At 67.1% G+C, this 12,878-nt stretch carries 9 protein-coding genes and 3 pseudogenes; 3 read left to right on the top strand and 9 right to left on the bottom strand.

The annotated features are described in order from the left end of the window. Positions 1–174 precede the first annotated feature (174 nt). Positions 175–434, bottom strand: a pseudogene (locus tag Van01_RS33680) (NF041680 family putative transposase); the annotation flags it as partial. 93 nt (positions 435–527) lie between these two features. Between Van01_RS33680 and Van01_RS32035 the strand changes: the two are divergent. After that, a complete protein-coding gene (locus Van01_RS32035) occupies positions 528–998 on the top strand; it encodes a TipAS antibiotic-recognition domain-containing protein (RefSeq protein ID WP_204015598.1) in 471 nt (156 codons plus the stop codon). Between the two features lie 1,178 nt (positions 999–2,176). Here the strand turns inward: Van01_RS32035 and Van01_RS32030 are convergent. From Van01_RS32030 to Van01_RS32005, 6 genes are all read right to left on the bottom strand, one after another. Continuing rightward, positions 2,177–3,223 carry a LacI family DNA-binding transcriptional regulator gene (locus Van01_RS32030; protein ID WP_204015596.1) on the bottom strand — a complete coding sequence of 349 codons (1,047 nt, stop codon included), beginning with the start codon at positions 3,221–3,223 and terminating at the stop codon, positions 2,177–2,179. A 117-nt stretch (positions 3,224–3,340) separates the two neighbouring features. Then, positions 3,341–5,791 carry an alpha/beta hydrolase-fold protein gene (locus Van01_RS32025; protein WP_204015594.1) on the bottom strand — a complete coding sequence of 817 codons (2,451 nt, stop codon included), beginning with the start codon at positions 5,789–5,791 and terminating at the stop codon, positions 3,341–3,343. A gap of 306 nt (positions 5,792–6,097) precedes the next feature. Beyond that, positions 6,098–6,394, bottom strand: a complete 297-nt coding sequence (locus Van01_RS32020) for a hypothetical protein (RefSeq protein WP_204015592.1) — start codon at positions 6,392–6,394, stop codon at positions 6,098–6,100. Beyond that, positions 6,391–6,756, bottom strand: coding sequence for a hypothetical protein (locus Van01_RS32015; protein ID WP_204015590.1), 366 nt, complete (start codon positions 6,754–6,756; stop codon positions 6,391–6,393). Before Van01_RS32015 ends, Van01_RS32020 begins: the two co-directional genes overlap by 4 nt. 149 nt (positions 6,757–6,905) lie before the next feature. Next, on the bottom strand, positions 6,906–8,117 hold the full coding sequence (locus Van01_RS32010) for a helix-turn-helix domain-containing protein (protein ID WP_204015588.1): 1,212 nt from the start codon (positions 8,115–8,117) through the stop codon (positions 6,906–6,908). Between the two features lie 576 nt (positions 8,118–8,693). Next, positions 8,694–9,584: an SDR family oxidoreductase gene (locus Van01_RS32005; RefSeq protein ID WP_204015586.1), complete on the bottom strand. Its 891-nt coding sequence runs from the start codon at positions 9,582–9,584 to the stop codon at positions 8,694–8,696. Positions 9,585–9,665: 81 nt separating this feature from the next. On the opposite strand from Van01_RS32005, the gene Van01_RS32000 reads away from it, so the two are divergent. Then, complete coding sequence (locus Van01_RS32000; RefSeq protein WP_239099424.1) at positions 9,666–10,253, top strand: TetR/AcrR family transcriptional regulator; 588 nt, start codon at positions 9,666–9,668, stop codon at positions 10,251–10,253. Positions 10,254–10,549: 296 nt separating this feature from the next. Here Van01_RS32000 and Van01_RS31995 read toward each other — a convergent pair whose 3' ends face one another. Both Van01_RS31995 and Van01_RS33955 read right to left on the bottom strand, forming a co-directional pair. Continuing rightward, the gene (locus tag Van01_RS31995; protein ID WP_239099423.1) at positions 10,550–12,226 is read right to left on the bottom strand and encodes a right-handed parallel beta-helix repeat-containing protein; all 1,677 of its coding nucleotides are present in this window, start codon (positions 12,224–12,226) and stop codon (positions 10,550–10,552) included. 245 nt (positions 12,227–12,471) lie between these two features. Then, positions 12,472–12,546, bottom strand: a pseudogene (locus Van01_RS33955) (YdeI/OmpD-associated family protein); the annotation flags it as partial. A 35-nt stretch (positions 12,547–12,581) separates the two neighbouring features. Here Van01_RS33955 and Van01_RS31990 point away from each other — a divergent pair. Next, positions 12,582–12,740: pseudogene (locus tag Van01_RS31990) on the top strand (DUF8817 family protein); the annotation flags it as partial. Positions 12,741–12,878 lie beyond the last annotated feature (138 nt).

The raw sequence follows: 12,878 nt of genomic DNA, 5'->3' as shown, positions 1-12,878 counted from the left end.
TTAGATCCACAGACCCCCTTCGGCACGAAAGTGAGGAGCAGGAGGTGCGCGCCTTGACGCTGCTTTCGCACGACGGTGAGCCCGTCAACGCCGAACCGTTCCGGCAGGGCCTCGGGTCCGCGATTGGTCCACGACTGCGGCAGCGAGATCCGCCGCTTACCGCGTCATTGGCCGGCATCCGGTCTTCGCGCGGAGGTGCCGGAACCCGCGCCGGACGCGGGCGGGGGGAAGGCGTTCGGGTGGTGTCGGTTTCCCCCAGGCCCGCCGTAGGTCAGTTGTCAGTCAGACTGCGGGCCAGGCGTAGCTGCGCGTAAACGGCCAGGATGAGCCAGGTCCATCGGTGGGTGGCTTGTAGGATGCGGATCCTCGGGCAGGTCCAGCCGAGAGTCTGTTTGAGCAGGCGGAAGGTGTTCGATGTCGAAGCGTTGCAAGATCCAGGAGTTGCTCGTAGAAGCCACGGGACCCTGCGACTGAACCTTGCGGTGAGGCTTGACCCTGTCGTTACGTCAGGCTTTAGCGTGCACTTCATGAGCAAGAGGAAAATGCAATCACCGATGTCCGCAGCCGATAAGCGCGAACAGTGGGGCGAGTTCGCCGAACGGGAGGACGAACTGCTGGACGAGGTCGAAGCCCGATGGGGTGACACCGCCGCCTACGAAGAGTCCGCTCGAAAAGTGTCAACCTACACAAAAGAGGACTGGGAGCAGATCAACGCGAGCAACGCGGCGATCGAGCAGCGGATCCTCGAACTCATGGACGCCGGAGCAGACCCGACAAGCGACGAAGCAATGGATTTGGCAGAAGCGCAACGCGCACACATCAGCCGCTGGTTCTACGTGATGGACCACGAGTTTCATGTGCAGAAGAGTGAGCTGTATGTAAACGATGAGCGTTTCCGCGCCGGGATCGAAGAGAACACGCGCCCCGGCGCAGCGGAATGGCTCCAAGCTGCGATCATCGCGAACGCGGAACGGGCAGCGCGAGGCGAAGCCAGGTAGACGTTCGGGGCCGACCCACTGCAACCTAAACCGGCCGATATCAACAAGTCGAGCAAGACCGGCGAGGCGGGCACTCCCGCGCGTCGAGGCTGAGGTTGGTACCAAATCACCAACTGAACACTAGCCGGCGGCGCGACCCCCTGACAGGGGGAAGTCACCAACGGCCCCATCGGTGGCTCTTCGAGGAGGCCGGTTCGAGGCCCTCGCCAGGACGGCTTGTGGCCTGTCGCCCAGGCCAGGGCGACAGGCCACAAGCTGTTTGGCCGAAGGGCGGCGGTCAGGAACTCCCCAAAGAGTTCCTCGGGCCACCGCGGAACTCGTGGGGAGCTCCTCGGGCCGCCGTTTGGCGGTCGACCCTGCCCTCCCGATCGGCCACGGGCCCCCAGCATGGGCCGCGGCTCGGTCGACGACCTGGAAGTCCGCCCGCCCACCAGACTGATGCGTACCACGCCCCAGCTCCGTCCTCGCGGCCAGCAGGTAGGTTGTGCCGGGCCGCAGCAGGGCTCGCCGTCGACCCGCCAGGTGTCCTGCTACCTGCGCACGAGGGGTGATCCCGACCTACGGAGGCCCAAGCCGCGGCTCTACGTATCGCGTTGGCCGTCTTGCGTCACGCCGAGCAGAGACATCGCCTCGGACATCGGTACCGGGCGGCGCGATACCGCGTTGAGATCCTTGCCTTCCGGCGGCGTTGGTACCCGGCGACAATCCGGGTTCCAAAGAGCTGGTGGCGCGGGCGGCGGCGTTGCTAGAGACGAAACGGGGGGTGCTGATCAGTCTCGCGGTCTGAGGCGCGGGGGTCAGGCTGTCAGGCGGAACAGTCCCGTGAACCTGCAGCATCACATGAACAGCGGATCTGGCTCCACCCGCAGTCCTCATAATCTGATCCATTGTGGCGGATCAAGACTCCGGCTGTCAGTGACCGGAGCACACGGGGTAACGGTCGGCAACAGCAACATCCAGCACAAGGTGTTTGGCGAGCTGTCGACCTTCGGCGCAAACCCCACCGCCGAGCGGCGGGTACCGCTGCTCTATCGGCCGGAGCTCGCGGAGTACCCGGCTAACCACACGTTCGATACCGGACCCGCACCGCGAGAACGCGTATCCCCAGCCCATCGCACATCTGGCCGAGGTGGTTCGCGCACTGCCAACCGGGGACTCACGTTTCCCCCAGGTCGGCCTCAGCGCAGCGTCGACTGCCTCTGGATCAGGTCGAAGTCGACGACCATCCTCCGGGGCGCCGGCTGTTCCTCTCGCGGCACACCGTCGAACTGGAGCTGGATCCGCTCGTCCAACAGGGCGACTGCCTGGTGTGCGATCACGTCGCGTCCGGGGTCGATGGTGCTCAGCGGAGGTCGGGAGTAGTTCGTCTCGTCGATGTTGTCGAAGCCGATCAGCAGGATGTCCTCGGGTACCCGTAGGCCGCGGTCCTGAAAGGCGGCGAGCGCACCCAGCGCGAGTGTGTCGGCGAACGCCACGACCGCGTCGGGCTTGACGCCGCTGTCAAGGATGCGAGCGATCGTCGTGGCGCCGGTGGAGTGGAAATAGTCGGGTACACCGATGATCGCACGTGGGTCGACGTCGAACCCTCGTGACTGGAGGGCGTCCCGGAAGCCCTGGAACCGCAGCGTTCCGCTGCTCGGCGACGGGTCGTCCTTGACTCCCAGGGGAACTACCGTGGTCGCACCCCGGCCCAGCACGTGGTCGGTCGCCGCACGTGCTCCCTCGACGTTGCTCATCGTGACGTGGTCGAGGCCGCCATCGAACACCCGCTCGCCTAGGAGCACGAGGGGGAAGTCGACGTCGAACAGCGGGAGGTCTTTCTGGCCCAGCGCGAGCGGGGAGTACAGCACGCCGTCGAAGCGTGACCGGTAGCTGCCGTCCAGTACCCGCAACTCGCGGTCGCGCTCGGCGTTGGTCTGCTCGATGAAGACGGTCAGGCCCCGCCCGGATGCCTCTCGCATGACGGCGTCCGCAAGTTCGGCGAAGTACACAACGCGCAGCGAGGGCAGCACCAGAGCGATTGCCCCGGTCCGGCCTCGGCTGAGGTTCCGCGCCGACACATTCACGTGGTAGCCCAGCTCACGGATCGCGTCGTCCACCCGTTCGCGGGTTTCCGGACGCACGTACTGATAGCCGTTGATGATGTTGGACACCGTCTTGATCGACACTCCGGCGAGTCGGGCGACGTCGCGCATCGTCGCCGACCTGTTGGTCTTGCGTGCCACGGCCCCTCCCCGCCGGTCGTCGATTCGTCGGCCAGCGTATAAGACTGCACGTTTCACAACCCCGGGACGCAGCGGCCGGCCCGCCCGATGCGGGCGCGCCGGCCGCGTGACGCGCGGTCAGTTGACGGTCAGGGCGATGGCGTGAACGGAGCCGCGGACCGGGTCGATCTGCAACTCGTAGGCACCCGGGGCGAGCCCTGTGGTGTCCCAGTGGAAGACGTACTGATTTCTTGCGGCGCTGTAGCGTGCGGTGTTGTCCGCCCTCTTCTCGACAGGTGTGGCCGGAACGCGGTTGCCGGCCACGCCGTCGGTCTTCTTCACGAGGTAGAGGCGCGGCCGCGCGTCGGTGACCGTCTCGCCGTCTGCGCCGGTCAGGGTGAACTTGACCGGCACGGCGCGTCCGGCTTTGACGATGTCGGAGCCGTCGCCGGCCAGCGGTGGCCGCACCCCGCCGAACCGGTGCTCCGGCGCGAAGATCCGCGGTACGAAGTCGATCAGATTCGCCATCCAGATGTCGAAGCCATGCGGTCCGACCCAGGTGCCGGCGTACTCGTATTCGATGCCCTGGGAGGTCAGCCACTGCATCGTGTTCTGGGTGAACGTGTACGTGAAGTCGATGTCACCGGAGTACAGCCGTGCCAGCTTGGTGCCTTCGTTGACCGCCTGGACGTCGACGCCGCTGGGGTAGGAGAACAGGAACCCCGAGAAGACACCGACGTAGGCGAACTCGCCCGGGTGGCCGAGCCAGGTGCCGAGGGTGTTCATGCCTCCCCACGACAGACCGGCGAGCGCCTGCTCATCCGGATCAGTCGAGATGTTGTACTTCTCCGCCGCGGTTGGCATCACGTGCCCGCTGAGGTCGGTCCAGAAGTCGACGCCGTTCTGGTCAGGCATGACCACGACCATCGGCACCATTGTCCCGTTGAGGTAGCTGTTGTCGAGAATCTGCTTGGCCCGCCCGGTTTCGAGCCAGCTGCCGTAGTTCTGGCCCCCGCCGTGGTACAGGTACAGCACGGGGTAGGTAGCTTCGCGGTCGGCATCGTAGCCTGGCGGCGTCCAGACGTACGCGTAGCGCTCTGCGTCCTGGCTTCCGTCGTAGGTCATCAGCGATACCGTGCCGCCCCTGCCCTCGGGGACATCGGCCAGCATCGCATCGGACCTACCCGGCACGAAAAGCTGCGACTCCATCACGTGGGTGTTGACGGTGTCGGCCGGGTCCTTCATGTCGACGCCGTCGACCACGTACCGGTAGTAGTGGTAGCCGTCGAGCGGTCCAATCGTCATTCGCCAGCGGCCGTCGGGCTGCTTGTTCATCGGGATCCGGAACCATTGGCCATTCGGCGCCCAGTTGCCCCAGATCGTGACGTCCTTGGCGCCAGCCCACTGGGTGCCGGTCTCGAACGTGACGATGCCGTGCCGGTCGATGTGCGGGGTCGTGATCGACCCGGCCGCTGGGGGCTCGTACGGCCGGGTCAGCGCGCGGTGCCCCTTGCTGGCGCCGTGGCGGACGCCCTTCTGTCCGAAGAGCCGAGCGGCGAAGTCTCGCAGGTTCTCCCGCCACGCGTCCCAGGTGGCGCCGTCGTCGGGATTGACGCCGTCGAACTCGAACTTCACTCCGGACTTCTTCAGGTCCACCAGCAGGGCGTAGTTGTCGTTGTAGGACGGATCGAGCGTGTTGCCGACGTATACCCGGAGCAGTTTGGTGCCCTTGTTGATCGCCTTGGCCTCCGCCTTGGTGATCGGGCCGTCGACAGAGCCGGAGAAGGAGCCGACGTAGGCGAATGCGCCGGGATCGCTGCGGAGGATGCTGATCGCCTGCTCGGCACCCGTGTCGACACCGGCCAGCGCCTGCCCCTTGGGCCGAGACGAGATGTTGTAGCCGGCCCGTGCCGCGGGGACGATGGCGTTGAGCAACTCGGCGCGGGGGTCGGCGGATCCGGCGTCCGCCATTACGACCACCATCGGCTTGGCATCCCTGCCTACGACCAGGTTGTCGAGGACCTGCTTCGCCCGGCCAAGTTCCAGCCACTCACGAGCGGTCTGGCCCTCGCTGCTCAGCAGGTACAGGACCGGGTACGCCTCGGCCCGGGCGGAGTCGTAGCCGGGCGGAGTCCACACCAAGGCGGTGCGGCCCTCCGCCACCGCTGCGCTCGGGTAGGGCAGTTCCTCCACCGTCCCGCCCGCAGCGACGTCGTCCATCCACGCGACCGACTCACCCGGCACGAAGAAGGTGTTCCAGTTTGGCTTCGACGTCACTGCCACCGGGCTACCAGGCTGGCGGAAGGACACCTTCGACCTGTCCTGCATGGTCGCCGTGTACTGGTAGTAGTACAGCCCGGGCTCGAGCGGACCGACGTTCGCGGTGTAGTCCGAGCCGCTCGGGTCGAGCGCGAGCGCCGACCAGGTGCCGCTCGGGCCGATGTTCGCCTCGAGTTCGAGCGTTGCCGGCGTTCCGCCGACGATGCTGCTGACCTGCGACTGCGGCACCTTGAAGTAGTGATAGACGTCGTCGTTCGAATGCCACGTGTCGGTCGCGACAGCCGCCGGGGCGGCCGCGATGACTGACACCACCAAAGCCGCGGCTGCGACAAAGCTTGTCACTCGGGGGCCACTGCTGTGTGACATCGCGTTGCTGCTCCTCTCAGAGCGTCGAGGCCTCCCGCATCGAAGGCACGCGCCTCACCATCGAGATCGGCCACCGAAACCTTCCCGACAGCCGCGACAGTCCATTCACACCAGCGCACTACTTTTCCTACACCGGTGTAGAGCGCATGGCAAGAGACAGTTGTCGATGGTCGGCGGTACTGGGATCGAACCAGTGACCTCTTCGGTGTGAACTCTCGGCGAGCTGGTCGGATCGGGCTTGATGCGAGGTCATCCGGCCTGGTGACGCCCGTTCCGGCCCGGTTCGGCTGGCACGGTTGCTGTACTTCGCTGCTGTACTTCCGGCGGCTGCCGGGTCCAGCCGATGAACCGGCGGTGCAGTGCGCCGGCCGGTGCCCAGGGCATGTCCTCGGCCGCCTGAACGAGATAGGCACCGAGGTAAAGGGCGAGTGACACCGGCGCGTCGGCGTATTCCGCGCGCAGCTCCCGCCGCCGGGTCGGACAGGGCCACGGCAGGTTGCAACCGCCGCAGCTCCAGATCGGCAGGACCGGGCTGTGGGTGGTCACCGCACCCCCTCCAGGAACCGAGCGACGCTCGCGCGGGCCTGCCGGCTGGTCGCCCACTCCACCTGCCAGCAGGGGTACGGGGCGAGCCGTGACCACCACGCCCGGCATCCGGCGCACATGCCGTCGAGCCCTCGGACGTGCACCACGAGGATCGCCTGCTCCGGGCCGCCGGTCACTGCTCGTTCTCCTGCGGCCAGTGGCCCCGGTTGATCGGGATACGGTGCCGAGCACGGCACGGCAGGTCGGCTCCGCACCGGCAGACACGCCGCCACGGTTGCCACGACCACACCGGGCGATGCCGCCGCGCGAAGGTCAACGCGGTGGCCGACAGGTACTCGTCGTACGAGACGCGCCGCACGCACCCTCCCTCGTCGCTCACGAGGGCAGCCTCGTCGCCCTCTGATTAAGGGGGACGCGGCGACCGGGCGTGACTCGCACCGCCCGCCGCATCCCGTGAGCGAGAAGCTACGTTCGGTTGCGCGGCGGAATGGGTAAGGTTCCTACCTCTCGATCACGAGACGAGTCCAACTCGGACCGCGAGATCACGGGCGTCATCCCGGGTGGCACGCGGGCCGTCGAGCAGGTCCAAGGTGATCTGGCGGGCGTACCCGTTGTAGCGGATCGTCTCCGGGGCCGACTCGTACGCCTGCCGCAGCGTCGCCACTGTCGCTTCCGTGTCGTCCTTGCCGTAGTGCGCCCGCGCGACCTCGATCAGATGGCGTGCCCGACGCGGCCTCGACGGGATCGCCGCCGCATCGTGGCGGCGGGCCTGCCGCACCGCCTCGCCGGACTTCTGCAACTCCACCGCCACGGTCACCGCGTGAGCGCCCATGATGACCCGGGAAAACGACGTCTGCGGCTGGTAGAAGCCCTGCGGCAGACGCTGCGCCACCCGATCCGCGCGATCCCAGTACCGCCAGGCCCGCCCTTCCTCACCGGCACGAGCGGCGGTGTACGCGGCCTCGAAGTTCAGCGCACCCCACAGCGCCAGCAGATTCGTGCTTCCGTCGACCGTCGCCGACTCCAAGGCGGACAGCACGTCCAGCGTCACCGCCATCGCGGTGTCCCAATCCCCAGCGTCCCGATGCACCTGGCACAGGAACCACCCCGCACCGGCCAGCGGCTCCGGATCACCGGACTCCTGCGCCGCCACCATCGCCCGATCCGCCACCCGCCACAACAACTCGGCAGCCGGCTGGTACGCGATGAACATCTGCGCCAACCCGAGCGTCTCCGCCAACAGCGCCTGCGCCTGCCGCCGCTCGTCGCCCTCGTACACCAACACGGCATGCTGCGTATCCCGCAGTAACCCCGGCAACAACCCGCCCAGCACCGTCCGGTGGTCCGACGCCTGATGACGTGCCCGCCACGCCACCGCAAGCCGCTCCCTCAGCCTGGACAACGACTCCGCCGGGACGTCACCGGCGAACGCGACACGGTTCACCGCATCCCGCACCGACGCCAACGCCGGATGCTCCGGCCCGTTGACCACCGCAGACCGGTCACCCAGCTCCACAGCCAAGGCAGACACGTCGACTTTCAGAGCACGCGCGATCCGATCCAGCATGGGAAGGCGCGGCGGCAAGATCCGGTCGGTCTCGACCGCCTTTACCCACTCGGCGCTACGGCCCACCAACCCACCAAGCACCGCCCGAGTCTTCCCGGACCGCTCCCGGTAGACCTTCAACCGCTGCCCGAACGTCAACTCCGGCAAGGAATCCACCCGGAACCTCCTCGCGTAGCGCCGGACGCACCACCGACCCATCGGGCCGCATTCACGCTCAACGCTACCGATCCGCAGGCCGCCTCATAACCCTCACACGCCGGTCAGCCCTGCATCCTGGGCAGGCACCCCGACCTCTCGCTTGTAAGTTCTGCGCGCTCCGTCCGACTCAGTCCACGCACGTCTCTGACGTCGGGCGGTGATCTGTCGCCGGCTGGCTCCGGCTCTCCCTGTTCGGCCCTGCTGCTGTCACCGTTGCTGTCGACAGCAGCAGGGCTGACTGCTTCGGTGTGAAGCGGGACGCTGCACCCACTCTGACCTGCAGAAAGGAGAAGCCGCAGGTCGTGGTGGGTGCAGTTGAGTGCCATTCGACGCCGTTGGGCGCGGTTCAGAGCCGTTCAGCGCGCCCGATTGCTACCACTTGCTCCCCGATCCCCGGTGGTCGACCGCGTCGTCGGCCGGCCCGTCTTTACGCGTCGCTTCGGCGCGTCTCCCAAGGAACAACGCCGAGACTGACGGGTACTCAGCGTGACCGGCGCGCCGAGGCACCACGCGCACCCTCGGTGGCAGAGGTGCTCACCATGTAGCGGTCGTTCGGTCACGGTTCTCGGGCGGGTAGTGCTTGCGGAGGTTGGAGGTCGTCATCCGGTCGAGCATCCGGTCGGGAAGGATGCGGGAGGCCCGGATGAGGAAGGTAGCCGTCGCGCCGATGGTGTAACGGGTGCGGGGCCTGGCGTCGGTCACCGCTTTGGCGATCCTCTTCGCGGCGACGTCGGAGGTCACGCCGGCCTTGGTGAACGCCGCCACGTGGGAGGGTATTGCCTGCATCAGAGTGCCGTAGCGCGCGTTCTGCTCGGGCGTCATCGCTTCGTCGAGGCGGCTGAGGGCGGCGAGGCCGACGCGGGACATCTCGGTTTTGACGCCGCCCGGTTCGACCACCACCACCTGCACACCGTGGGGGGCCAGTTCGTTGCGCAGCGCGTCGCTCATCGCCTCCATCGCGAACTTGCTGGCGGCGTACGGCCCGTAGCCGGCCATCGAGATCTTGCCGTTGAGGGAACTGATGTTGACGACGCGTCCCTTGCCACGTAACAGCGCGGGAAGCAGGGCCTGGGTGACGGCGACGTGGCCGAAGAGGTTCACCTCGAAGATGCGCCGCCAATCGCTGAGCGGCATCACTTCGACCGGGCCGGCGCCAGGGACGCCGGCGTTGTTGACCAGCGCCCGCAGCGGCTGCGGACCCCGCTCGACACATGCGGCGAGCGCGGCGACGTGGTCGGGGTCGGTGATGTCGAGGGTCACCGGCTCGATGCGGTCGGCCCGCAGGGGTGTCCGGTCGCTGTCGCGCCGTACACCGGCGAGGACATGGAAGCCGTGCCGAGCCAGTTCCCGCGCGGTGGCCGCGCCGATGCCGGTCGACGCCCCGGTCACGACCACGAGTTCCCGAGTTTCAGTTGACGATGTCATCTCTTGAGTGTGCAGTAGTGAGATGACAGCGTCAACTGGTTCGGGTGACTTAGTCATCACAGGTGGGCTAGAATCCTCCGCGTGATCAGCCGTGCCGAATCAGCTGCTGCCACCCGCCGCGCCCTGCTCGACGCGGCCGCTGAGCTGCTCGATTCCGGTGGCCTCGACGCCGTGACGTTGCGCGCGGTGGGGGCGCGCGCCGGAGTGACCCGCGGAGCGCCCTACCGGCACTTTCTCGACAAGGAGAGCCTGCTGATCGCCGTCGGGAGCCGGGCATGGGACACGCTCGGAGACCGCATGCAAGCCCTTCGCGCGGAACCGGGCCTGTCGGCCGCCGAAAAGATGCGCGGCGGTCTCCTTGCGCTCATCGACGTCGGCCGCTTTCAGCCACACCTCTACAAGCTCATGTTCAGCAATCCGCCCGGCGACCCCACCGCACTCGCCCGGGCCGCCCAGCGAAGCCAGACCGAGTTCCTGGCCGTCGTTGCCGACCTGGTGGGCGAGCAGGACGCCCGCCGATACGCGGCCCTGCTCATCAGCAGCGCGAACGGGATCGCCGGCCTGGAGGCCAGTAGCCAGCTCGCCGACCCGAAGTGGGGAGGCGTCTCCGCCGAAGACCTGATCGACACCCTCGTCGACATGATCGCCGGCAAGAGCCGGCACGCATGACCGGCGACCATCGGACTCATGACCATGGTCCAAAAAGTGGTAAGAACCGCCCGGACGTCATCGTCTCGCCATCGCCGAGTTCGTCCCCCAACAGCACCAAATGACCTGCCGCACGGTATGCGCTGATCCGCCAGTGGCGCCCGATCAGTAGTAGGCAAGGATCTGCGTGAGGGGTGGCCGAGAAGGCGACCCGGCCCACGACCTTGCCAGTTCGTAGCACCACTGGCCCAGCTCGTAGGGCTCGATAGCCGATGCCGGCGTCACCTCGGCGGTGACGCCGGCGTCGGCCGCGCTGGTTACGGGGTGACCACTCGGCCGCCGAAGGTAACGACCAGCCGACCGTCGGAGGCGAAGGACCAGCCCAGAGCACCGGTGTACGAGGAACACCGGGATCCGTTGGTGCCGGACCAGAACTGGTTCGAGCTGTCGGAGTTGCCGATGATCCGGTCGTTCGAGCCGCCGTTGCACGAGGTGTTGTTTCGGAACACCGAGGAGCCGCCGTCGAAGTTGAAGTTGCGCTCGGCGTTGCCGATGTTGGCGTTGTTCGACACCGTCATCGTGCCGGGGTTGCGGTTGTAGGTGAACCCGTGCTTGCCGTTGGCGTAGGCGATGTTGCCGCGGATGGTGTGGTTCACCGCGATGTCCTCGCCGCCGAGCTTGAATCCGTTGCGGTCACCGTTGCCGGCCTGGCCACCGTTGCTCAAGGTGCCGTTGTTGTAGGCGAGGGAGGACTCGATGGTCACCGCGCTGATGGCCCCGGTGTCGCTCTTGGTGTAGAGGTCGTAGCCGTCGTCGATGTTGTTGTGGGCCACCGTGTATCGGAAGGCGTTGCCGGGGCCGACGGTGAGCTTCGGGGCGAAACCGTCAGCGTCCTCGCCGTCGGAGTCGACGTTGTCGTGCGACACCGTGCTCACCACGAGGTTGTTGGAGGGCCACTGGTCGCGGGGCGCGTTCGCGATCAGCCGCGAGAGTTGCAGCCCCGAGTCCCGGTTGTGGCGGGTGATCGTACGCTCGATGATGTTGTTGTTTCCGGCCAGCAGGATGCCATTGTCGCCGGCCCGCTCGACGATGATGCCGCGGATGTGCCAGTACGATCCGCCCACCGCCAGGCCCCGGTTGGCCGGGTCCTCGCTCTGCGCCGAGAAGTTCAGGATCGGGGTCTCACCCGCGTACGCGAAGATGTTCTTGCGTGCGCTCGACGTGCCGTTGTTGCCCTGAGCGATGGTGATGGTCTGCGAGTAGCGGTAGGTGCCCCCACGCAGGAAGATCGTCCCGCCTGCGGGAATCCGGGTGATCGCGGAAGTGAGCGTCGTCGGGTTCGCAAGCGTGCCGGCCGCGCTGTCGGTGCCGGTCGGCGCCACGTACAGCGTGCCGCTCGACGGCGGGGGTGGGCTGGTCGGTGGGGGCGTGCTCGGTGGCGGGGTGGTCGGCCCGAGCGTCGGCGGCGGGGTCGTCGGCCCGGGCGTCGCACCTGAGGCGTACGTCTCGAACTCGGCGATCCTCGGCGTGCCGCTCGCGCCGGTGATCTCAAAGTTGATCTTTTTCAGCGAGGTGGCGGGGAAGTTGATGACCCCGGCCCCGGCACCACTGGCCAGGGTGGCGCCGGTGTCATTGTTGACGAGTCGCCAGGAGCCGACGACACCTACCGCGCCGGCCGCCTCCCGGATGTTCACCGACGCCACAGTGGTGGCGGCGCCCCACTTGACGGAGATGCGACCGGTCGTGCCGGTCGGCGACCAGTAGCTGCCCATGTCGCCATCGATCACATTGCCGTAGCTGGTGCCGCTGGCCTTGCTAGAGCCGTCGGAGCCAGCCCCGAGACTGAGGTTCGTCGCGTTGGCGCTTACCGACACGGCGGCGAGACCGTCAGCTGAGCCGGACGCTTGGGACACCGGCAGCGCCGAGGCAACGGCGGCTGCGGCGGCCACGGCGGTGCCGCCGGCGAGCAGCCTTTGTCGCACTGTAGTTCTCACTGTTCATCTCCTCGGGGAGTGAGCACGGTGCGAGGCGACTCCTGCACAGCCCGACACCGCAGAGTGGCTACATGTTCGTGTCATCAGCCTGGCTATAGAGCGAAACATCGATGTGATACCAGGCTAGGAAAGCGCTTGCCGGCAAGACAAGCGTAGCGATGTGCAGGTTTGTTGCAGGATTTCGGTCAGCCGCTCGCCGAGCCGAGGAGAAACCGGCAGCACGGCAGTGCCAAGGACCCGGGATCGTGGTGGTCCGACAACCACGCGCGCAGCGCCTCGGCGTCCGCGACGATCAACTCATCCAGTTCAGCGCTGCCCAGGGACGGCAAGCTAACCGCCACCTGTGACGAGGTCCCTGGTCTACCGCGCCGAACTCGCGATGGTGCTGCACGATCCAAAGACTGCGGCCGAGATGCTGACCCGCGCCCAGGCCGTCACGCTCACGCAAGACGAATCCGAAGGGGCGGCACCCGCGTTCGACAACGCCGCCGACCTCGCAGCAGCACTGCGGTAACTCACCATACGAACGCCTCCGCCATCTCGGCTACGTCCGGACGGTGGGTGGCCTCGGGAGCAGTCACCGTCCCTGGCACGCGGTCGGCGGCCAGTTGAGGATGTTCGGGCAGCGAATATGCGCCAGGTCAATTGGAAC

Origin of the sequence: Micromonospora andamanensis, assembly GCF_016863495.1 — a bacterium.
Lineage (GTDB): Bacteria > Actinomycetota > Actinomycetes > Mycobacteriales > Micromonosporaceae > Micromonospora > Micromonospora andamanensis.
Note: the sequence above shows the minus strand (reverse complement) of the source record. Positions and strands in the feature narration are given on the sequence as shown.

Bases quoted from the DNA above. Each gene is read 5' to 3' on its own strand.
- Van01_RS32035 (WP_204015598.1), top strand. From the start codon at position 528: ATGAGCAAGAGGAAAATGCAATCACCGATGTCCGCAGCCGATAAGCGC.
- Van01_RS32005 (WP_204015586.1), bottom strand. From the start codon at position 9,584: ATGACATCGTCAACTGAAACTCGGGAACTCGTGGTCGTGACCGGGGCG.